Raw genomic sequence first — 19447 nt, 5'->3', positions numbered from 1 at the left:
GCCATTTTTGATACCAGTAAATCCACCCCACGAATTGGTCAATTGAACCCCGCTCAGGAATGGGATGGGGTGTTACTGGTATTGTTTGATGATGAATATCAGCCAATAGAAATATTTTATGCTTCCAAGCAGATTATCCAGGAAGCCCTGAATGATCGTGAGAGTAATCGTAAAAAACGTGGTGCCATGTCTATCGCCCAATTCAAAATTATCGGCGAACGGATCTGGACGGCTGAAAATGGAGCAGAACCTGAAGTCTGGGATAATCAGGCTACGTGATTTATGTTGGCAGGTTAATGGAGTTGTACGGACGTTGTTATGCAGGATGATTTACAACAGATTTTTGCCGATGGCGGCATTCTTGCCAGGCAAATCAAGGGATATCATCCACGTCAGGCACAACAGGAAATGGCTCAGCGTATTGCCGATACTCTGGCCTCTGCTACAGTTTTAGTCGCTGAAGCGGGTACCGGCACTGGAAAAACATTTGCCTACCTGGCACCAGCGATTTTATCTGGTCAAAAAGTCTTTATTTCTACTGGTACCAAAAATCTTCAGGATCAATTATTCAGACGCGACTTACCCACATTGCGTAAAGCGTTGGCCGTACCATTTCAGGCAGCCATCCTTAAGGGGCGTAGTAATTATCTATGCCATCACCGATTGACGCTCGCCGAACAGGATCCTTTACTACTTTCACAAAGCGACACGTTAAGGTCATTACGTGATTGGTCACAAAGCTCCAAAAATGGCGATTTAAGCGAGTCAGATCTACTGGAAAACCAATCAAATCTATGGCCAAGAGTGACCTCGACTGTAGATAACTGTCTGGGACAGCAGTGCCCTGAATATCAGCAGTGCTTTATTGTGGAAGCCCGTCGTCGGGCTCAGGAAGCTGATATTGTGGTGATTAATCATCACTTGCTGATGTCTGATTTTGCCTTGAAATCCGCAGGGCAGGGTGAAGTGTTACCAACAGCCGATGCATTTATAATCGATGAGGCACATCAGCTACCAGCAATTGCAGGCCAGTTTCTCGGTAATCGTATCAGCAGTAATCAAATCAACGAATTATGTCGTGATACCGTGCAGGAAGTTCAGGAACACGCAGCCGACAGCAAAACACTGGGATTACACGCAGAAAAACTACAGGCAAAATTACAATCATTACGCCTGCACATCGGCAACGTCGAACAACGTACGCCTTGGTTAACTCATTTGTTTAATGACGAAATTAAAAATAACTTCAATGAGTTAGTGGACTATCTTGAAGTGTTTGAATCAGAGCTTGAACCTTTGGCGGTACAAAGCCCGGGGCTATCACAATGCCATGTTCGAGCTAAAGAATTAGTCAATATTATTCAGTTATTCTCTGAGCAAAATGACGATAATCTGGTGTTGTGGCTGGATAATCGACCAACAGGATTTGTTTTACATGCCACCCCGTTTGAAATTAGTCAGCATTTTCAACAATGGCTTGAAGAAAAACCGGCAGCATGGATTTTCACCTCAGCAACCTTAACCGTCGCCGGCAAATTTAATCATTTCTGCCAGCATCTGGGCATTGAAAACGCTGAATATGCCAGTTGGGAAAGCCCATTTGACTACGCAAAACAAAGTCTTTTGTATTTGCCAAATATTCCAGTTGAACCCTCAGATCGACAATACAATCAATATGTTGCTGATATAGCTAAAGAAGTCATTTTGCACAGTCAGGGACGCATCTTTTTATTATTTACCAGTTATCGGGCCATGCATGAAGTGGCAGATTTACTGGCCGATCTGGATTATCCCTTAATGGTACAGGGTAGTGGGGCGAAAGCCACCTTACTGGAAGAGTTCCGTCAGCATGGAAATGCCGTTTTGTTAGGCACCAATAGCTTTTGGGAAGGCGTTGATGTGCGGGGTGAAGCTTTATCTTGTGTATTAATCGATAAAATACCGTTTGCCTCACCGGGCGATCCGGTATTGGAAGCACGTATCAATAACCTGCGGGAGCGGGGTGGTAATCCGTTTCGCAGTATTCAAATTCCTTCTGCAGTAATCCAGTTAAAGCAGGGAATAGGTAGGTTAATTCGTGATGAACAGGATCATGGTGTATTGATCCTGTGTGATCCACGGCTATTAAATAAACCATACGGCAAAGTGTTTATGCGGAGTTTACCCGCCATGCCGATCACACAGGACATCAATCAGGTCGAAGACTTCTTTGTACAACGACAAGTTAAAACTACCATTTAGTTATTTAAATTCAATAACTAAAAATGTAAACATCACATCAAATCTAATGCATATTTTTTCAATAACGCTAACGGAACAATCTCAGTAGCACGCTGATGAGTACTGGCAAGCACGACTTTTGGTGCTACTTCATGTTGTTCGGCCTCAAGCCAGCGCTGTGCGCAAAGACACCATCTATTACCCGGCTTTAATCCGGGAAAATCAAAATCCGGGACAGGGGTGCTTAAGTCATTGCCACGAAACCTTGAAAACTCAAGAAACGCCTGAGTCACTTCAACACAAACCGTATGCGAGCCAAAATCCTGATCATTGGTATTACAACATCCATCGCGGAAAAATCCAGTGAGCGGATCATGACTGCAACTTTGCAACGGTTCACCAAGAACATTTAATGCAGGGTTGATTTCCAGTTCCATGATTAGTCGTATTTAATATATTTAAAACGGGCATCATCGGGNNCTTCAATCAGGCCTGGCTGCCACATAACGACTTCTTCGATTTTACTCGCTAGCTCAAAATCTTTATCAGTAATGCCTTTGGCAGCATGATTCGTGAGCTTAACAATAACGAAAGCATATGAAGCAGTCAGGTCAGGGTGGTGAAAAGCGGCTTCTGCCAAATGTCCAACCGTATTGATCACCATTAATGTGGATTTCCAACCACTGGTTTTATATTTACGGCGGATCCAGCCATTCTCCAGATACCAGTTAGGTAACTCAGCCTTGAGTCGTTGTTCAACTTCGGCATCAGAATAGGTTTTCTCGTTTTCAGTTTCTCTCCAGCTCATATTTACATCCTCATTTTATAAACCAACTGATAAGAGAGTCAGTGTAAAGCAATATTAAGTTTCACACTCACTACAGAATTGTTTGGCAATCGTTAGGGCTTAATTTAGATTCTTTGGATTCTAACTCATGGAGATGGATTTTCAGCTCACAATCTGCTTGATTGAAATTAGCATCTTTAAGCAAGTTAGCAATGTTGAATGTTTCTGGTAAACAAATAGTGTTTCTATCGTAACGCTTAAAATTTGGATGGTGCTTAATTTAGGTTAGTACCAATACAGAAACATCGCTTTTTAGTCTGAAAATGTATGGGTTAAGACAAAACGGATAGGCTTATCAAAATTAAGTTGCTAAGTACTCACATTCGTCATAGAACTTATTAATCAATACTTAATTTAACATAATATACATTATACGAATTTATAAAAAGACAAGAAATCGAGATAAGCCATGCTCAAAAACCAATTTCGAGTTAACTTCAGATAATATGCGTTATGACAAACAGATTGGTTTTCTAAGGTGGTTCAGAATTTAAAATCTGAGCGTTTTTACGATACCAAACCCCACAAGATTTTAAATTCTGCACGGCTTGTAATTCAGGTACTCCATCTGAATGATTCGATAGAATCATTTTTCACATTACAAAATATATCGTCATCAGGTTTCTACCAACCAATGAAATCATGGAATAATCTTCTCAGCACGTAAACGATCAAACAGATCGAAAAATGCAGCTCTTGTTTCGCGGAAATGATCAAAACCAAAATCACGAGACTTAGTCGTATCGTTGACGCATTCTTGATCCCGACCCAGGTCTGCATCGGTATGCCACCAGGAAGCCAGTTTACTAATGTCCGTCTCAACCAAATCATGCTTTTTAGCAATTTCACGCCAGGTCACATCTGCTTCGCGCATCTGATTTTCCAATGGCTGCGGCGTTTCAGGGCAATCCGCAACTTCAAGACCGAAATACTCGCCGATTTCACGCCACATACGTCTCCAGCGAAAAACATCACCGTTAACGGTATTGAATGCCTGATTTGCTGCACCTGGAGTTGTGGCGGCCCACTCCATCTGACGTGCCAAAACCAGTGCATCGGTCATATCGGTTAATGCATTCCATTGAATCTGCGAACCTGGAAATACAAATGGTTTATCTGTTGCTCTGCAGATCGAGGCGTAAACGGCAAGTGTTGTGCCCATGTTCATAGTGTTACCTCGGGCGTAGCCAATTACTGTGTGTGGACGATGCACATTCCATGAAAAGCCTTGACGCTCGGCGGTTTCGAACAAAACATCTTCCAGCGCATAATAAAAGTTGTCGCCGGGGACGCGTGGTTCGGATTCGCGAAACGGTGTCTCAGTGCGACCGCTACCGTATGCTTCGAATGAACCGAGATATTGTTTGGTCCCGGTTACTAGTGAGGCGTGTTGTAGGTCGGCATCTTCAAGCGCTGAGAACAGATTACGCATCATGGCACTATTGGCCTCAATGTTAGCTTTCTCATTATCGCGACGGATCCAGGTGCAGTAGAAAATATGCGTGATCGGCAGACCAGCTAATGCCTCTCGTGTAGCCGAATCATCCAGCAGATCTGTGGTTACCGGAATAATGCCGCTCTGTTCAGTCGCGTGTCGTGAAAGACCAAATACCGTCCATCCGCTGGCAACCAAATATGAAGCCAGATTACCGCCAGTTATTCCGGTGGCGCCAACGACTAGTGCAGTACCTTTTCGCATGATTTTTTCCTTTCGAAAAATGAAAAATTAGTTTTATTTTATGAGATGTTATGGAATAGACTCGCTTTAGATAAGAATCTATGCGGTTTTTAAATTCTGCAGGGTCGAGCAATTACAAATTGATTTTATTCAGGCTTTTTCAAGTTTCGGTTAATAATTTCAATAGCATGATCAATCTGTGCTGTGTCAGTATAACGGCCGAAACTAAATCTGAGTGATGAGGTAGCTTCTGCTTCTGTAAGACCTATGGCAGACAAAACATGTGATGCTTGGGGATATTCGCTATTACAGGCTGACCCAGTAGATGCACAAATTTCGGGTTGCATCGCTGCCAATAAGTTTGTGGCATCAACATCTGCAAACCTGATATTCAGGCAACCCGGATGGGTGTTATCAGTTGTGCCATTAATAGTGAAATCAATATGTTTGTCTCTGAGCCCCTCCAGAAATCGTTGTCTCATGGAAGTTAGCCAGGTTCTGTTGTGCTCTGCCCCTTCCCTGCTTAATTCCATAGCTTTGGCAAAACCTACGGATAAGCCGGTAGGCAGCGTACCTGAACGTTGACCGAACTGCTGACCGCCACCATGAATAAACGGTGGCAATGATGCTTGCAGTGAGTTTTTGATGTAAAGCGCTCCAATCCCTTTTGGGCCATATACCTTGTGTGCCGATAAACTCAGCATGTCGACATTCCATTGTTTGACATCAATATCCATGGCTTCAAGAGCTTGTGCGGCATCACAGTGAAATATTGCACCAACGTCATGGGCTAATTCAGCAAGTTTCTGAATGGGCTGAATGATACCGATTTCATTATTGACAGCCATAATTGAAACGAACAAAACTTGATCATTAAGCATGGATTGATACGCATTAATATCCACTAAACCGGTTGAATCAACCGGAATTTCGCTCACTTGATAGCCCAGTTTATGACCAAAAAAATACGCTGCATTTTTAATGCATTTATGTTCAATTGAACTGATAAGAATCTTATTACGCTTCGTCGTATTGGCAAACAGGACACTTGCAATCGCCTGGTTATTTGATTCGGTAGCACCCGAAGTGAAAATAATCTCTTCGGCGGATGCACCTATACAGGACTCAACTGTGGATCTGGCCATTTCTGCTGCCTGAGCAGACTGGCGGCCAAGAAAATGTGCTGAATGAGGATTGGCAAACAAATCATCACTATAAATCGCCATGGCTTGACGAACTTCCGGTTCCAAGGGCGTTGTAGCTTGATAATCTAAATAGATGGAATTGCCAATCAGCACGATAATTTCCTGTAATTAAGCGAATTGTTTATTTTGTCTGCCATTTAAACTTATGACTGTACGTTATTCAAATAAGTCACCCTATCAGCTGCAACCATGAAAACAAAACGATCTACTCCTGATATGCAGAAGTAGATCGCTGAATATTTTAAAAATTAAAACGGAAATTGGACCTACCCGTATCTGGTTTTGATTCAGATAGTTTTGTCAGCAGTGTAATGAGTATCTTTACTGTCAATAACTGTTGCTTTCAAAACACCTGATTTAGTGGGTTTGAAGGTGAAATGCACACTGGGATCTTCGCTGAAGGAAATACCCATATCGACACTGAATAAAGGTTGTTCGGCATAATTTACCGACATTGTTTTTACATAATGTGCTGGAATATAACGTCTGGTCTCCTGGTCGAACTGTAAGCCATTGTAGTTTGGGTGACTGATCATAACCTGGGCCGGAACGGCATGACCTAATTCGGGCTTACGCATTCTGATTTGCATTTTACCCAGCCGTGACTTAACCGCTTCTGGGTCTTTTTGTACCGGGGCACTACAGCCACCTGATGCTTTCACAAAACGCGATACCATATGTAACGTACCGTCATTCATTTCAACAATAGCCCGGACATTCGAATATTGCTGAAAGCGCATGCGAAACGTCAAATCCACCTGTTCCATAGCTGGATTAAGATGAAAATTGGCGGAATAAGGATCCGGATTATCATCAATTATGATGTGGATATTTTTAATATAACTTTCCGCTGTCTGAGGTTTGAGTGATTTAAGCGTCAACGGGACGATTGCAGCATCTTCTGCACGCGCTGGTGCATCCAAAACCAGCCAGTCATCGGCATCGGTTAAAATTGTTTTATTGTCAAAATATATCTCTTTTAGAACAGGCCACATCGGTTCTTTTTCTGTTTTAGCGTAAGCGGTGTTTAATAGCATAAAAGTAATAGATACTGCACAAAATGTGTGACGTAAGATATTGTTAAACATGTTAATTCCCCTTATTCCCATTCCAACTCAGTAAATGCAGATGTGACATTGCGTTTGTGATATTCATCAAACAGCAGCCATTTATCTTTTTCGCTCACGCCGACATTTTCAGTTGCCTGATTGATGGTGCCCATATCATTGATAATCTGGCGAATTTGTTGACGAATAAGGATGAAGTAATTTTTTTCTGTTTCCAGCGCTGCTTTCCAGTCTTGATGAAGGACCGGGCCGTGTCCTGGAATGACAGTGGCGATATCCATCTCCTTCAATTCTTCTATTGCATCCAACCAGCCATTAATACTTCCATCCAGTGCTGGAATACGCTCAACAAAAAGCAAATCACCGGTCCACATCGTTTTGGTATTGTTGTCGAGAACTACTAAATCGTTATCGGTATGGGCCGTGGGGAACGCCATAAGTGTCAGTTTTCGCCCCCCTAAATCGATATTTTGTGTCTCGCCTATACTGACTAAGTGGGTAGGTGCAATAAATTCAGCATTGCCGTATGCATCACCCAGAATTTCCTTGAACCTGGTTTCATAAAAGCTACTCCTTGCGGCCATTGCGGCGGGTAATTTGGCACTGCCGACAAAAGTGGTTTGGGGGTCTTTAAATGCCGCATTGCCCAGAATATGATCAGGATGGACATGCGTGTTGATGACATAGCAAATCGGTAAATCACTTTGTTTTCTGATTGCTGCAAGTAATGATTTTCCTTCGAGATAACTTCCACCGGTGTCGATTACTGCAATGCAATCATTACCTATAATAAAACCGACATTGGCAATTTTGCCCTGATTTGCTTCAGTGGCATCTTCATGTACACCTTCATGGAAAAAAATACCCTCGGACACTTCATTCACCACATAACCATTATCAGCATGTGATATTTGAGCCGTCACACTCGCCATCAATAAACAGCATTTCATTAACAATTTGACAGAATTTTTAGTTAGGTAAGGCATCATCACCCTCCTTCGTTGTAAGCCGTTTCAACACATGTAATCGTATTAAATCGTTGGCTTCAGGATTTGTTTGACTTCAGAGATATTATTAGCGGGAAAACCACCTTTTTCGGCATGTTCTCTAATCGTATCGGCATCGGGTGCACGATAAATACAATAGATTTTATCGTCGGTTACATAGCTCTCTACCCATTCGATTCGTGGGCCCATATCTTTTAATACGCAGCATGATGTCTCGGTAATCTTGTCAAACTCGGCTTGAGTCAATTTACCTGCACCAGAAATTTCTCGTTCTATTACAAACTTTTTCATTATTAATCTCCTTCAGTATAAGCGACCGGTCGTCTTTAATTTGATGCTAAAAAAAAGCTTTTTGGTTTTGTTTTGTTAATTAGTGATGTAGTTATCCAGAAGTTCTGCAGAAAAGCGTTGCAACGGAATGATGGATTGTTCAATTTTCATATGCAGTAATGCACCCTGCCAGGAATCAAAAAGCAGCCTTGCCATCGTTGCAGGCGAAATATCGGTACGCACAATTCCTTGTTGCTGCGCTGATAGCAGCCCCTGTTCCAATAATGTGCAATATTGATTAATAGCGGTTTTCAAAGCCTGGCGACAGACATCACTGACACCACCGATCTCCCCCATCAAATCGCCCAGCAAACAACCACCTTTGAAATCAGAACTTTCCAACTCTTCGGTCAAAGAATCAAAATAGGCTTTTATCGCGGCCAAGCCATCAAGCTCAGAATTGTTCAGGTAATACTGTAACCGAGTTATAAACGGCTCGATATAATGCGTGATCGCTTCTGCCGTAAAATTCTCTTTGCTCTCAAAATAACTATAAAAAGAACCTTTGGGCACATTCACGGTATCCAGCAGTAGTTTCACCCCTGTGCCGTGATAACCGTGCATCATCATCAGTTGAATACCCTGATTGAGGATTTGTTCTCTTTTAAATTCTTTTAGATTTGCCATATCATGAAAATACGACCAGTCGTCTTTAAAGTCAAGTGCCAGAGTGAAAAATGATTGGATATAGACTCTCAGGTAATGAGATGAGCGACCTATTAAAATCGTAAGGCTCGAAGCAGAAAGAAATCTCATCAAGCCTTGATTGGTGTATTTTCAATCTCATTATTTTGACTAAGAAAGAACAACTGAGCTGGAACACTCTGTAGCTGATTTATTTACAGATTATTTTTGATTTTATTGCACATTGCTATTAACTGATTAACCTCAGTCTCATTTAAACCCGTTGCACACAATGCCAATTTGGCAATGTGTTCACCCTCTTCAGCAAACTCACGGCCCTTTGGAGACAAGACCATGGATTTGGTTTTATCATTATCTGGTACATTCTCTCTGACGAGATATCCGTTAGATTCCAACTTTCTTAAAATGGGCGACAAGGTTGCTTTGCTTAAGCCAACTGCTTTTGCAAGCTGCGTGGGTGATGCACCATCGTTTTGCCATAAGCCCATCATGACAACAAACTGTGGGTAGGTTAAACCATGTTGTTTTAATAGCTTTCCATATGCCTTGGTGACCTCCCCACTTGTTGAGTACAAAGCAAAACACACTTGATCTTGTAGTAACGGTCCCATGGATATCCTGTAATTTTAAATAGGTACTTGACTTACTTGTTTTCGGGTTATATTGTTTGTGTACGAACATTTCGCTAACAAACAATAGGATAACTCAAATGAAACAGTACTATTCAATATTATTAATGACTTTGCCGTTGTTACTACCCATTAACCTTTCTGCCAACGAGATGGCAGCAGAAGATAATTATGTACCAACATTAATTACCGAAACGCCATATGAAGGCCGGCAGTTGGCCATTAAAATCGTACGAAAAACCATTGGAACCATTCAGACTGATGCTGCTGCCAAACATCGTGTAAGAGCAAAATATGCTGAAGATCCTGCCCTGTTAATGGATGCCGCTGAGCTTGTGGCAATTGAATTCAAAACAATAGCTATTGCCAACGATTATTGGCGTGAATAAAAAACTGCTTTTTTGGCTTTGTAATGGTTATCGGTTTAACCCGGCTTACCATCAGGTCTGGGTGTCGTTAATATTGGTGAATAAATAATGACATACAGCGTGTAAGCCGTTGCCCAGGCAAGGACGCTAAACCATAACCAAAATGATATTTGTGCTGGTAACAGCCAAATCATAAAAGTTCTCATTAAGCCGACGGCGATAATCAATATAAATGCCAATGTCATTAATCTCTTTGGTGTTAATGCTCTGCCACTGTGTCCCAATGAGACCCGAGACATCATACTGAGAATCATTGTCCCCATAGCACCGGCAGTCAAAGCATGCAAGGCCACACTATACGGTATGTCGAGACCGGCATAATGGGCTGAAAACATTGCTAATCCTAACGATATAAACCAGTAACCGATATGTAACGACCAGAGCAATGGAACATGAAACGTTATCCAGATCTTCCACCGAAACCCACGAATAAATACCAGCACTGCTGCAATAGCAAACAACACGCTTAATACGATTGATGGAATGAATTTCGTCAGCATTAAAAAATGTAAGGCAAACAGCAGCCAAACACTCATTAGTGCCGTTTTATCCAGCCAGGCAATATTGTTTACTTTGGCCGTTTGAGTACCATTTGCGGTAAACATGGGAATTACACGACCACCAATCACCGACATTAATAGTGTTATCAGTAAAACGGCACTGAGACTGCCTGCCTGCTGAATATCCGGGCGCGCCATCACAAGACTTGCATACATAAACGCATTGCAGATAGTCAGTAATAACAGCACAGGAATGAAAAAAAGGTTTTTGTTTTGTTTGGCTCGTAAAATAGGTTTCGCCAATAACCAGGCGCTTACCGGTAAAAAACTGAGATCAATCGCTATTACTAACCATAGTGGCAAACCTGCACCAAATAATAATGCCAGTCTTCCGGCCAGCCATAACAGTACGATAATTATTAACCTGGTGCCGTGCGGTGCTCGTTGCCCTGTCCAACTCTGGACTGCGGTTAACAAAAATCCAATGACTATTGCAGTAACAAAGCCGAAGATCATTTCATGGCTGTGCCAGAATAGTTGGTTACCAACAAACTCGATGTTAAGTTGTCCGGAAATAACCAAGCCCCACAAGAGCATGGCAATTACACTGAAGCTTGCCCCAAACAAAAATAGCGGTCTGAATGCCTGACGAAATAAGGGAATGATGGCTTTTTCTTGTTCAGATAGTTGACTTTCTTTCGTCATAATTTAGTTTCCCGGAGTTACAGAGGGTGCGAAAATCACGTTGTACCCTTAGAAATTTTTACCTCTTCATAGGGGTAGGTGACTAAGTTGGCGTTTTGCACAATCGCGCCTTTAGTCAAGCTTGCTGGTTCGATTTTGTCGGTGTTCATTAAATGAAATACACTTTTACCGCGTGCAATAAGATGATCAGCCACTATTCTGCGATGACATCGCCACCATACAGCCTCAGAGCACATTAAGACGCAGCATTCTTTTCGTCCTAATTTTATGAGTTTTTCTAAACCGTCTTGAAAATTAGGTGTCATCGCGTAGTCAGCATAATTTTGGAAACTACGGTTTTTCCAAAAGCCATTCGTTTCATTTGAAATCGCTTTTATCCTGCTGCGACGTCCACCAAGTTCAGCCAGATGGAGGTAACCAATATGGTGCTTGGCTAAAGTGAGTGGCAAAACATCCTCGTTATATTGAGGATTTGTTCGTGAACGCGGAAACGAACGAATATCCACCACAAGCGTTATATCTGCTGAACTTAACAATTGGATAAACTCATCTACCGTAAGGGTCGAGTGGCCGACGGTATAAAACGGCAGCATTATGATTTCTGTTTGCTCGATGTTTTTGTTAGTGCTGACTCTTTGTGCGCGGCGATATGATCGGTTTTATCGCTTTTGATTTCGTATTGAGGATCATCTTTGGATGCGCGATGTGTGTGACCTTTGTAATCAAAATCCTGTGTGTGAACTTTGCTGATCGTGCCTCCAACTTTACCTGCTTCGGAATTCCAGGTGACATGGTCACCGACCTTGAATTTGTGAGACATAAAGCTTCCTCCAAATCAATTTTAGATAACTGAACCTGATCAATGCTGGTTCAGCTTGAAAATTTTGTTAAGGATTGGTTTCTATTTCCTTAAAAATATCCGGATCTTTTTCTCCGATAGCCTCAATAACACCCCAGGCGCCTTTATCTGTTCTCATCAAGGCATGATCAACCAGCACATAATTCCCAGGATAATCCACTTTAAACTCCACAATAGTGGCGCCACCGGCCGGGATATTCGTGGTTTGTACATTCTTGAATTGCGCGCCATTCATAGAGGCTTCAGGGTATACCGTATCAAAGATCTCGCCGACCAGATGAAATGAGGAACTCATCGCCACTCCGCCATTACCGATAAACAGTCTGACGGTATCACCGACATTCACCTGCATATTGTCGACAACAGCGCCGGTTCGTCCATTAAACACGACATATTCCGGTTCAGAATCGAGCATTTTTTTAGCATCAAACACCTGCAATCCTTTCCGGCCAATCGCACCGGTGGTGTACAACTCTCCCTGCATCAGATAAAACTCTTTATCCACGGCTGGCAAACCTGCTTCAGGCTCAACCAGAATGAGGCCATACATGCCATGCGTCATATGCACCGCCATATTAGGTACAGCGCAGTGATAAACAAATAGCCCAGGATTGAGTGTTTTGAATCGTATGATTTTACTTTCGCCAGGTTCGACCACGGTGGCTTCGCCACCTCCACCTGGGCCGGTGACGGCATGCAGGTCAATATTATGCTGATGCAGGCTGGTCGCGTGGTTATGTAATGTGAGCTCGACTGTATCGCCCTCTTTAACCCGAATCATCGGTCCTGGAACTGTTCCGTTAAATGTCCAGTAATTAAACGTGATACCCGGCGCAAGTTCAGCCAGAACTTCTTTAGTTTCCAGAGTGATTTTGGTTATGTTTTCTGGTGCGCTGTTCTGACTAGTAACTGGAGCAGGCACACTATTGGGATCATGAGCAATATCATCAATCCACTCAAATTGACCGATATGCCGAAAGAATGTCAGCACATTATTTAAGGGCAAACCTGGGCCTTTCCCCGGACCGTATGATTCAACGTACATCGGGTACTGAAACATATACATTCTGCCAATAGATACAGACAGAAATAGCGCTATGCCCACAATAAATATCACCATCGACATGACATAAGCACGGGAGTGCATTTGATGAATCAGTCGCATAAAGAAAAATAGCGAAGCCGTTGCAGCAATGACAAAACCAAACATCTGGATCAAACTGGTTTTGAGATAAGCTAATAGCGAAAATCCACCAAGAGCCAATATCACCATCACACTGAGTAATAACGCCACGGCCACAGTAATGGCCAATATATTTGAAAGCCGGTAAAGATTCATTATCGTTCCTAGATGAAAACGGAGACTTTCGCGATTAAAGCCAAAGATTACTTATCAGGAATATAACAAAAAAGAATAATATAAGCCCGGTAATGCGCATTTATAAAAATATAGAAAAGTAAGACTTGGATTTTTAATGTTGAGGTTTTTCACCTTCCAGAAAATCCTCTAAGGCAATATTGGCATGCGAGTCATATACCTTTTTATTATCTGGGTGAAATACCGATAATGCTATTACCAGCATGCAACACAGGCCAATAAAAAACGTCACCACAACCAGCCAATGTGATGTTAAAAATGCCACAATTATTTTTGCAAACAACCACAAAATATCCATCATATTAACCTGGTTGCAATGTCACTTTTATTTCTGATGCTTTTTTATTAGCAAGATAAATCGTTGTGATTACATTAAATAACATCACTACTGCGCCACAAAAGAATATAAATCCTCCCATGGCTCGCATAATGTAATAAGGATGCATCTGTGCCACGGACTCTACAAAGGTATAAGACAAATTCCCATACTCGTCATAGGCACGCCACATTAACCCCTGCATGATTCCAGCCACCCACATAGAGGTGATATAAATTGCTGTGCCTATGGTGGCCAACCAGAAATGCACATTGACTAAGCTGACGGAAAACATGGTGGTGTTCCACATCCGTTCAACCATATGATATAACGCGCCAATTGAAACCATGGCGACCCACCCTAAAGCGCCAGAGTGCACATGCCCAATTGTCCAGTCGGTGTAATGCGATAACGCATTGACCGTTTTGGAAGCCATCACCGGTCCTTCGAAAGTGGACATGGCGTAGAAGGCGAGCGATACAATTAAAAAACGTAGAATATAGTCTGTTCGAAGTTTGTCCCACGCCCCACTGAGTGTAAACATCCCATTTAACGCCCCGCCCCAGGACGGAATGATCATCGCCAATGAAATGGCGGCACCCAGAGAGCCTGTCCAGTCAGGTAACGCTGTGTATTGAAGATGATGAGCACCGAGCCAGACATAGCCAAAAATCAATGCCCAAAAGTGGATGACCGATAAACGATAGGAATAGATTGGTCGCTCAGCTTGTTTTGGTACGAAGTAATACATGATTCCCAAAAAGCCAGCAGTCAGATAAAACCCAATGGCATTGTGGCCCCACCACCATTGAACCATCGCATCCTGAACGCCGGCAAAGATGGAATAGGACTTCCACATGCTCACTGGTATCGACAGACTGTTAATCACATGCAAGTAAGTAAACATGATCATCATGGCCAGGAAAAACCAGTTAGCAACATAGATGTGGGTGTTTTTTCGATGACTCAATGTGAGGATGAAGTTAATCGTATAGGTGAGCCAGACTACGGCCAGCAGGATATCAAGCGGCCATTCCAGCTCTGCATATTCCTTACCTTGGGTAATACCTAATGGCAAAGTGATCATGGCGCCAATAACATATAAATTCCACCCCCAGAAAGTGAACCACGCCATGGCATCGCTCCAGAGTCGTACACCGCAAGTTCGTTGGATCACATAATAGGCTGTCACCATTAATACAGATCCACCAAAGCCATACACAACGATATTGGTATGGACAGGACGTAAGCGTCCAAATGTAATATAGGGGATATCAAAGTTAAGAAATGGCCAGGCGAGCTCTGATGCAATCCATACGCCGACTGCCGTGCCAAGCACTAAATAAATACACGCACTGACACTGAAATACTTCACCACATCATAATTGTAATTTTGATGTTCTTTAGTATTCATATTGAAATCCAAATTCTTTGATTATCATTGTTACGAGTAGTTTGGACCCTCCTTTTAGATATGTATAATGAATAATATCTTTATTTAAAATCAAAATTATTGATGGATATTAATCAGGCTCGTACTTTTCTGGAAATCATTCGCTTAGGCAGTTTCGGGGCTGCGGCAGTAAAACTGAATGTGACTCAAACCACAGTTACTGCTCGTGTGCATAACCTTGAAAATCAGCTTGGTTGCCGGTTATTTATCAGGAATCGCTCAGGTGCTACTACTACGCTTGATGGTGAAAAGTTTATTGAACATGCGGTAGCGATTGTGCAGGCATGGGAAGGAGCCAAGCGAAATTTACCGTTACCGACAGGTACCGAAACTATTTTCAATATTGCTGGCGAAATCAGTCTTTGGAGTCCGTTAATGCTTCAGTGGCTAAATAATCTTAGTCAGGATATTTCCGAAACGGCGATTAATGCAGAAATCGGTGAACGAACATCGTTGCATCACAAACTCCAGCAAGGTTTATTAGATGTCATTGTGGTACATCAACCGGAATACGGCCCTGGAATACAAGTTGAACAAGTTCTGGAAGAAAAACTGATCTTTGTCTCATCTAAAAACAAAGCTGAACCCTATATATATGTAGATTGGGGAGAATATTTCCGTAAACAGCATGATATCGCTCTTCCACATCTGGCAAGACCCAAGCTGACTATTAATCTTGGTCAGCTCGCACTCCAGCACATTCTGGAAAATGGTGGCAGCGGTTATTTTCGAACACGTGTAGTCCAAAAATATTTACATTCAGGAGATTTGATCAAGGTTGATAATTATCCAGAATTTACTTTTCCTGTGTATATGATGCATAAAAAGCAGACCAAAAATGCGCTCTTTCAAAAAGTGCTTAATGCACTATTTAAGGCGGGGAAAATATCTGAACCATGGTTGTGATATTGTTGAATAGCGATGATTTAAGATTGAAAAACGGATATAGAGGCTAGCGAAATTTTTATCAACTAATTCAGGTGGCCTATGTGGTACTACATAACTAAAGTTGTTGTTAGCGCTGTTGTTATTGTCGTAATTTCTGAACTAGCTAAACGAAGTTCAGTCTTTGGTGCCATTATGGCCTCAGTGCCTTTGATTTCAGTTATTGCCATCATTTGGTTGTATCAAGAAACGGGCGATGTAACAAAAACCAGTATCTTGGCATCCAATATTTTCTGGTTGGTTCTTCCCTCTTTGGCTTTGTTTATTACCTTGCCAATTTTGCTGAACATGGGCGTACATTTTTACTGGAGCCTCTTGATTGCAATCGGTGCCACCGTTGTTGGTTATTACTTTATGCTGGTTGCATTACGGTCATTTGGCATTAATCTTTAGACTTATATTCCTGATCATATTCTCTATGGTGACTTCCGCTTATTGATTATTTGATTGGGGTTAATGTTTAGTTAATACCATCTGAAATATTTTAATTAATCCTATTTATCTAAATAGCATCTCGTGTAATTCTCCCGTCAACTTGTTTAACTACCATTAGGAATCTTCTTATGAAAACTATCGGTTATGCAGCTCAATCTTCTGATTCTCCCTTAGCACCGTTATCTTTTGAACGACGTGCATTACGTGACAATGACATTGCCATGGAAATTCTTTATTGCGGTGTCTGCCATTCTGATTTGCATGTGGCGAGAAATGATTGGGGAAGCTCGACTTATCCTGTGGTACCTGGCCATGAAATTGTTGGCCGTGTTATCGAAGTTGGATCTGCGGTGACCAAATTTAAACCGGGTGATAATGTGGCTGTAGGTTGTATGGTAGATAGCTGTCAGGATTGTGATGAATGCCATAATGATCACGAGCAATACTGCCGTAATGGATTTACCTTGACCTATGGTTCTCCCGATAGAATTTCTGGTGATATAACCCATGGTGGTTATTCCAAAAACCTGGTGGTTCGTGAAGAGTTTGTATTACGTATCCCGGAAAATCTGGATCTGGCACTTGTCGCCCCACTCCTTTGTGCAGGTATTACCACGTATTCACCACTCAGAGAATGGAACGTGGGTCCAGGTAGCCGAGTGGGTGTTGTCGGTATGGGCGGTTTGGGCCATATGGCAATTAAACTGGCGGTGGGTTTAGGTGCTCACGTGACAGTTATCAGTACATCTCCAAAGAAAGAACAGGATGCCAAAGATCTTGGTGCACATGCTTTTCTGGTTTCTAAAGAAGAAGCAGCAATGGAAAGCGCGGGTTCGAGCTTTGATTTAATTATCGATACCGTTCCGGTCAATCATGACCTGAATCCCTACATTCCATTGCTGGATAATGATGCCACGCTGGTTTTGGTTGGACAGATCGGCCCGGTTGAAGGGCCAAATACGGCACCTATGATTTTCGGACGTCGCCGTATTGCGGGCTCGTTGATAGGTGGCATTGCCGAAACGCAGGAAATGCTGGATTTTTGTGGTCGAATGAACATCTTGCCAGAATGCGAAATGATCAAAATGGATGAGATTAATGAGGCTTTTGATCGTATGGAAAAATCTGATGTACGTTATCGTTTTGTCATTGATATGGCTTCATTAAGCGCATAACCTGATTCATGATTTACAACAGATTTCTTAATCGAAACGCCTAGGCGTTTTGCCATCCTGACCAAATTGGCCCGATCGGTTTTCAGCGATCGGGCCGCTTCACTCCAGTTACCATCAGCTTGGGTAACAGCGGTTAAAATGCAATGTTTTTGAAATTCATTGGTAGCGGTTTTGAGATCCATGTCGGGCGATAGACTGGGTTTGAATTCAGCGGTATTTTTAACTGAATTTTCAGCAATAGTTGTTGCTGGTAACTCAAGAAACTCTCTATTTAATGAAATGATGCCGGTAGTCGTCGGTTTTGCTTTGGCTTTTAACGATGCCCGGCTGATCACATGTTCCAGTTCACGAACATTGCCCGGCCAGTGATAGCTTGTCAAAGCCTGTTCTGCATCCTGGGTAAGACGTAATTGCCTGATGCCTAATTTACGACTGGTTTTTTCCAGAAAGTAACCCGCCAGTAATAACACGTCTTGTTCTCTATCTTTTAACGGTGGGACCTTGATTGGATAAACCGATAAACGGTGGTACAGATCGGCTCTGAAACGTCCCTCGCTAACCTCTTCTTCAAGATTACGATTGGTAGCCGCAATCACGCGAACATTAACCTGCTCGACATTATCTTTACCCACCGGTTGTATTTCACCACTTTGCAATACGCGCAGCAGCTTACTTTGCACGGCTAACGGCAACTCTCCGACTTCATCAAGAAACAGAGTGCCACCATGGGCTAATTGAAATTTACCGGCTCTTTCACGATCCGCTCCGGTAAAAGCGCCTTTGGTGTGTCCAAATAATTCGGCTTCAGCCAATGTTTCAGGCAAAGAAGCACAGTTGATATGGACTAAGGGTTTATCTTTTCGCAATGACAATTGATGCACCGTCCGTGCAACCAGCTCCTTACCCACTCCTGTCTCACCCGTGATCAACACGGTGTAATCTGAGCCGGCGACCAACTGGATTTCGTTTTTCAAAATCTGCATGGCAGTGCTTTGACCAATCAGCTCTCCCCCATCTTTTAACAAGGCTTCCTGAGTCAGTTCCTGCACAAGTTGCTGAGCATGCTGGGCACTGATTTCGAGCTTTTTAAATTCCAATGCAGTTTTCAATGTTGCTGCAGACAATGCGGCTATCAGTTCAAGCGTTTTGGGACTTATAGTGTTAAAGCTGCCAGCCTGAAGACTGTCGATGGTGACCAGACCAATGACTTTTTGGTCCGAATACAATGGTAATCCCATACAGGAATGCACTGGAAGATCGCCGGTTCTGGCCAATAACAAACCATCATAGGGATCAGGTAAATTACAGTTATCGGGAAAGATTAGTGGTTTGCTGGCATTGCATAGCTGCTCGAGTCTGGGATGTTCTGTTAGATAAAAACGTCGACCCAATACTTCTGAGGACAAGCCTTGAATGGCCAAAGGCGTTAGCAGGTTTTCATGCAGGCCCAATAAGGCAACAGCATCACATTTAATGGCCTTACGAATTGATGCCAACAGGCGATCAAAACGATCATCGTTATTGATACTGTTCGCCAGATCCAGTGCGACTTCAAGTAATAAGGTTGAATCAAAATCTTGCATAGCCACCTCGATTATTCAATTAAGGTCAATTTAGCACTATAA

At 42.5% G+C, this 19447-nt stretch carries 21 protein-coding genes and 1 pseudogene; 6 read left to right on the top strand and 16 right to left on the bottom strand.

From position 1 onward, the window contains the following. Both B3M51_RS10075 and B3M51_RS10070 read left to right on the top strand, forming a co-directional pair. Positions 1–279, top strand: a pseudogene (locus tag B3M51_RS10075) (hypothetical protein); the annotation flags it as partial. A 39-nt stretch (positions 280–318) separates the two neighbouring features. Continuing rightward, positions 319–2241, top strand: a complete 1923-nt coding sequence (locus B3M51_RS10070; protein WP_292758864.1) for an ATP-dependent DNA helicase — start codon at positions 319–321, stop codon at positions 2239–2241. A 32-nt stretch (positions 2242–2273) separates the two neighbouring features. On the opposite strand, the gene B3M51_RS10065 is transcribed toward B3M51_RS10070, so the two are convergent. The 9 genes from B3M51_RS10065 to B3M51_RS10025 all read right to left on the bottom strand — a co-directional run bounded on the left by B3M51_RS10065 (position 2274) and on the right by B3M51_RS10025 (position 9610). Continuing rightward, the gene (locus tag B3M51_RS10065; protein ID WP_292482468.1) at positions 2274–2645 is read right to left on the bottom strand and encodes a DUF2237 family protein; all 372 of its coding nucleotides are present in this window, start codon (positions 2643–2645) and stop codon (positions 2274–2276) included. A gap of 14 nt (positions 2646–2659) precedes the next feature. Next, positions 2660–3028, bottom strand: a complete 369-nt coding sequence (locus tag B3M51_RS10060) for a 4a-hydroxytetrahydrobiopterin dehydratase (RefSeq protein WP_292758861.1) — start codon at positions 3026–3028, stop codon at positions 2660–2662. Positions 3029–3707: 679 nt separating this feature from the next. After that, entirely contained in the window at positions 3708–4766 is a 1059-nt protein-coding gene (locus B3M51_RS10055; protein WP_292758859.1) for an SDR family oxidoreductase, read from the bottom strand. A gap of 125 nt (positions 4767–4891) precedes the next feature. After that, a complete protein-coding gene (locus B3M51_RS10050) occupies positions 4892–6043 on the bottom strand; it encodes a cysteine desulfurase family protein (RefSeq protein ID WP_292758856.1) in 1152 nt (383 codons plus the stop codon). Positions 6044–6237: 194 nt separating this feature from the next. Beyond that, positions 6238–7038: a quinoprotein dehydrogenase-associated SoxYZ-like carrier gene (locus tag B3M51_RS10045; RefSeq protein ID WP_292758853.1), complete on the bottom strand. Its 801-nt coding sequence runs from the start codon at positions 7036–7038 to the stop codon at positions 6238–6240. 11 nt (positions 7039–7049) lie between these two features. Further along, on the bottom strand, positions 7050–8006 hold the full coding sequence (locus B3M51_RS10040; protein ID WP_292758851.1) for a quinoprotein relay system zinc metallohydrolase 2: 957 nt from the start codon (positions 8004–8006) through the stop codon (positions 7050–7052). A 42-nt stretch (positions 8007–8048) separates the two neighbouring features. Further along, entirely contained in the window at positions 8049–8315 is a 267-nt protein-coding gene (locus B3M51_RS10035) for a DUF4242 domain-containing protein (protein ID WP_292758848.1), read from the bottom strand. 75 nt (positions 8316–8390) lie between these two features. After that, positions 8391–8981 (bottom strand): TetR/AcrR family transcriptional regulator, encoded by a 591-nt coding sequence (locus B3M51_RS10030; RefSeq protein ID WP_292758845.1) that lies wholly within the window; start codon positions 8979–8981, stop codon positions 8391–8393. A 212-nt stretch (positions 8982–9193) separates the two neighbouring features. After that, entirely contained in the window at positions 9194–9610 is a 417-nt protein-coding gene (locus tag B3M51_RS10025; RefSeq protein WP_292758842.1) for a MarR family winged helix-turn-helix transcriptional regulator, read from the bottom strand. A 98-nt stretch (positions 9611–9708) separates the two neighbouring features. Between B3M51_RS10025 and B3M51_RS10020 the strand changes: the two genes are divergently transcribed. Beyond that, positions 9709–10017, top strand: a complete 309-nt coding sequence (locus B3M51_RS10020; RefSeq protein ID WP_292356768.1) for a hexameric tyrosine-coordinated heme protein — start codon at positions 9709–9711, stop codon at positions 10015–10017. Between the two features lie 35 nt (positions 10018–10052). Here B3M51_RS10020 and B3M51_RS10015 read toward each other — a convergent pair whose 3' ends face one another. From B3M51_RS10015 to ccoN, 6 genes are all read right to left on the bottom strand, one after another. Further along, a complete protein-coding gene (locus tag B3M51_RS10015; RefSeq protein ID WP_292758839.1) occupies positions 10053–11261 on the bottom strand; it encodes an NnrS family protein in 1209 nt (402 codons plus the stop codon). 35 nt (positions 11262–11296) lie between these two features. Then, positions 11297–11854, bottom strand: coding sequence for a DUF488 family protein (locus B3M51_RS10010; RefSeq protein WP_292758836.1), 558 nt, complete (start codon positions 11852–11854; stop codon positions 11297–11299). Beyond that, a complete protein-coding gene (locus tag B3M51_RS10005) occupies positions 11854–12081 on the bottom strand; it encodes a DUF2945 domain-containing protein (RefSeq protein ID WP_292398917.1) in 228 nt (75 codons plus the stop codon). Before B3M51_RS10005 ends, B3M51_RS10010 begins: the two co-directional genes overlap by 1 nt. A gap of 67 nt (positions 12082–12148) precedes the next feature. Further along, positions 12149–13459: a copper-containing nitrite reductase gene (gene nirK / locus B3M51_RS10000; protein ID WP_292758833.1), complete on the bottom strand. Its 1311-nt coding sequence runs from the start codon at positions 13457–13459 to the stop codon at positions 12149–12151. Positions 13460–13592: 133 nt separating this feature from the next. Then, positions 13593–13799, bottom strand: coding sequence for a hypothetical protein (locus B3M51_RS09995; RefSeq protein WP_292758830.1), 207 nt, complete (start codon positions 13797–13799; stop codon positions 13593–13595). A gap of 1 nt (position 13800) precedes the next feature. Beyond that, on the bottom strand, positions 13801–15228 hold the full coding sequence (gene ccoN, locus B3M51_RS09990; protein ID WP_292758827.1) for a cytochrome-c oxidase, cbb3-type subunit I: 1428 nt from the start codon (positions 15226–15228) through the stop codon (positions 13801–13803). Positions 15229–15330: 102 nt separating this feature from the next. Here ccoN and B3M51_RS09985 point away from each other — a divergent pair, with 102 nt between their 5' ends. The 3 genes from B3M51_RS09985 to B3M51_RS09975 all read left to right on the top strand — a co-directional run bounded on the left by B3M51_RS09985 (position 15331) and on the right by B3M51_RS09975 (position 17822). Beyond that, complete coding sequence (locus B3M51_RS09985; protein WP_292481849.1) at positions 15331–16173, top strand: LysR family transcriptional regulator; 843 nt, start codon at positions 15331–15333, stop codon at positions 16171–16173. Between the two features lie 81 nt (positions 16174–16254). Further along, positions 16255–16605, top strand: a complete 351-nt coding sequence (locus B3M51_RS09980) for a DUF3147 family protein (protein WP_292758824.1) — start codon at positions 16255–16257, stop codon at positions 16603–16605. 170 nt (positions 16606–16775) lie between these two features. Beyond that, a complete protein-coding gene (locus B3M51_RS09975; RefSeq protein ID WP_292758821.1) occupies positions 16776–17822 on the top strand; it encodes an NAD(P)-dependent alcohol dehydrogenase in 1047 nt (348 codons plus the stop codon). Here B3M51_RS09975 and norR read toward each other — a convergent pair. After that, positions 17783–19405, bottom strand: a complete 1623-nt coding sequence (gene norR / locus B3M51_RS09970; protein ID WP_292758818.1) for a nitric oxide reductase transcriptional regulator NorR — start codon at positions 19403–19405, stop codon at positions 17783–17785. The two genes, B3M51_RS09975 and norR, sit on opposite strands and share 40 nt — an antisense overlap. Between the last annotated feature and the right edge of the window lie 42 nt (positions 19406–19447).

The organism is Methylophaga sp. UBA2689, assembly GCA_002354555.1.
In the GTDB taxonomy this organism is placed as follows: Bacteria; Pseudomonadota; Gammaproteobacteria; order Nitrosococcales; family Methylophagaceae; genus Methylophaga.
The sequence above is the reverse complement of the archived record's forward strand: the minus strand, read 5'-3'. Positions and strand labels throughout refer to the sequence as shown.

Excerpts from the sequence above, each read along its gene's own strand:
- B3M51_RS10070 (WP_292758864.1), top strand. The coding sequence starts at position 319 with ATGCAGGATGATTTACAACAGATTTTTGCCGATGGCGGCATTCTTGCC.
- B3M51_RS10055 (WP_292758859.1), bottom strand. The coding sequence starts at position 4,766 with ATGCGAAAAGGTACTGCACTAGTCGTTGGCGCCACCGGAATAACTGGC.
- B3M51_RS10045 (WP_292758853.1), bottom strand. The coding sequence starts at position 7,038 with ATGTTTAACAATATCTTACGTCACACATTTTGTGCAGTATCTATTACT.
- B3M51_RS10040 (WP_292758851.1), bottom strand. The coding sequence starts at position 8,006 with ATGATGCCTTACCTAACTAAAAATTCTGTCAAATTGTTAATGAAATGC.
- B3M51_RS10035 (WP_292758848.1), bottom strand. The coding sequence starts at position 8,315 with ATGAAAAAGTTTGTAATAGAACGAGAAATTTCTGGTGCAGGTAAATTG.
- B3M51_RS10030 (WP_292758845.1), bottom strand. The coding sequence starts at position 8,981 with ATGGCAAATCTAAAAGAATTTAAAAGAGAACAAATCCTCAATCAGGGT.
- B3M51_RS10025 (WP_292758842.1), bottom strand. The coding sequence starts at position 9,610 with ATGGGACCGTTACTACAAGATCAAGTGTGTTTTGCTTTGTACTCAACA.
- B3M51_RS10020 (WP_292356768.1), top strand. The coding sequence starts at position 9,709 with ATGAAACAGTACTATTCAATATTATTAATGACTTTGCCGTTGTTACTA.
- B3M51_RS10015 (WP_292758839.1), bottom strand. The coding sequence starts at position 11,261 with ATGACGAAAGAAAGTCAACTATCTGAACAAGAAAAAGCCATCATTCCC.
- B3M51_RS10010 (WP_292758836.1), bottom strand. The coding sequence starts at position 11,854 with ATGCTGCCGTTTTATACCGTCGGCCACTCGACCCTTACGGTAGATGAG.
- B3M51_RS10005 (WP_292398917.1), bottom strand. The coding sequence starts at position 12,081 with ATGTCTCACAAATTCAAGGTCGGTGACCATGTCACCTGGAATTCCGAA.
- nirK (WP_292758833.1), bottom strand. The coding sequence starts at position 13,459 with ATGAATCTTTACCGGCTTTCAAATATATTGGCCATTACTGTGGCCGTG.
- B3M51_RS09995 (WP_292758830.1), bottom strand. The coding sequence starts at position 13,799 with ATGATGGATATTTTGTGGTTGTTTGCAAAAATAATTGTGGCATTTTTA.
- ccoN (WP_292758827.1), bottom strand. The coding sequence starts at position 15,228 with ATGAATACTAAAGAACATCAAAATTACAATTATGATGTGGTGAAGTAT.
- B3M51_RS09985 (WP_292481849.1), top strand. The coding sequence starts at position 15,331 with ATGGATATTAATCAGGCTCGTACTTTTCTGGAAATCATTCGCTTAGGC.
- B3M51_RS09980 (WP_292758824.1), top strand. The coding sequence starts at position 16,255 with ATGTGGTACTACATAACTAAAGTTGTTGTTAGCGCTGTTGTTATTGTC.
- B3M51_RS09975 (WP_292758821.1), top strand. The coding sequence starts at position 16,776 with ATGAAAACTATCGGTTATGCAGCTCAATCTTCTGATTCTCCCTTAGCA.
- norR (WP_292758818.1), bottom strand. The coding sequence starts at position 19,405 with ATGCAAGATTTTGATTCAACCTTATTACTTGAAGTCGCACTGGATCTG.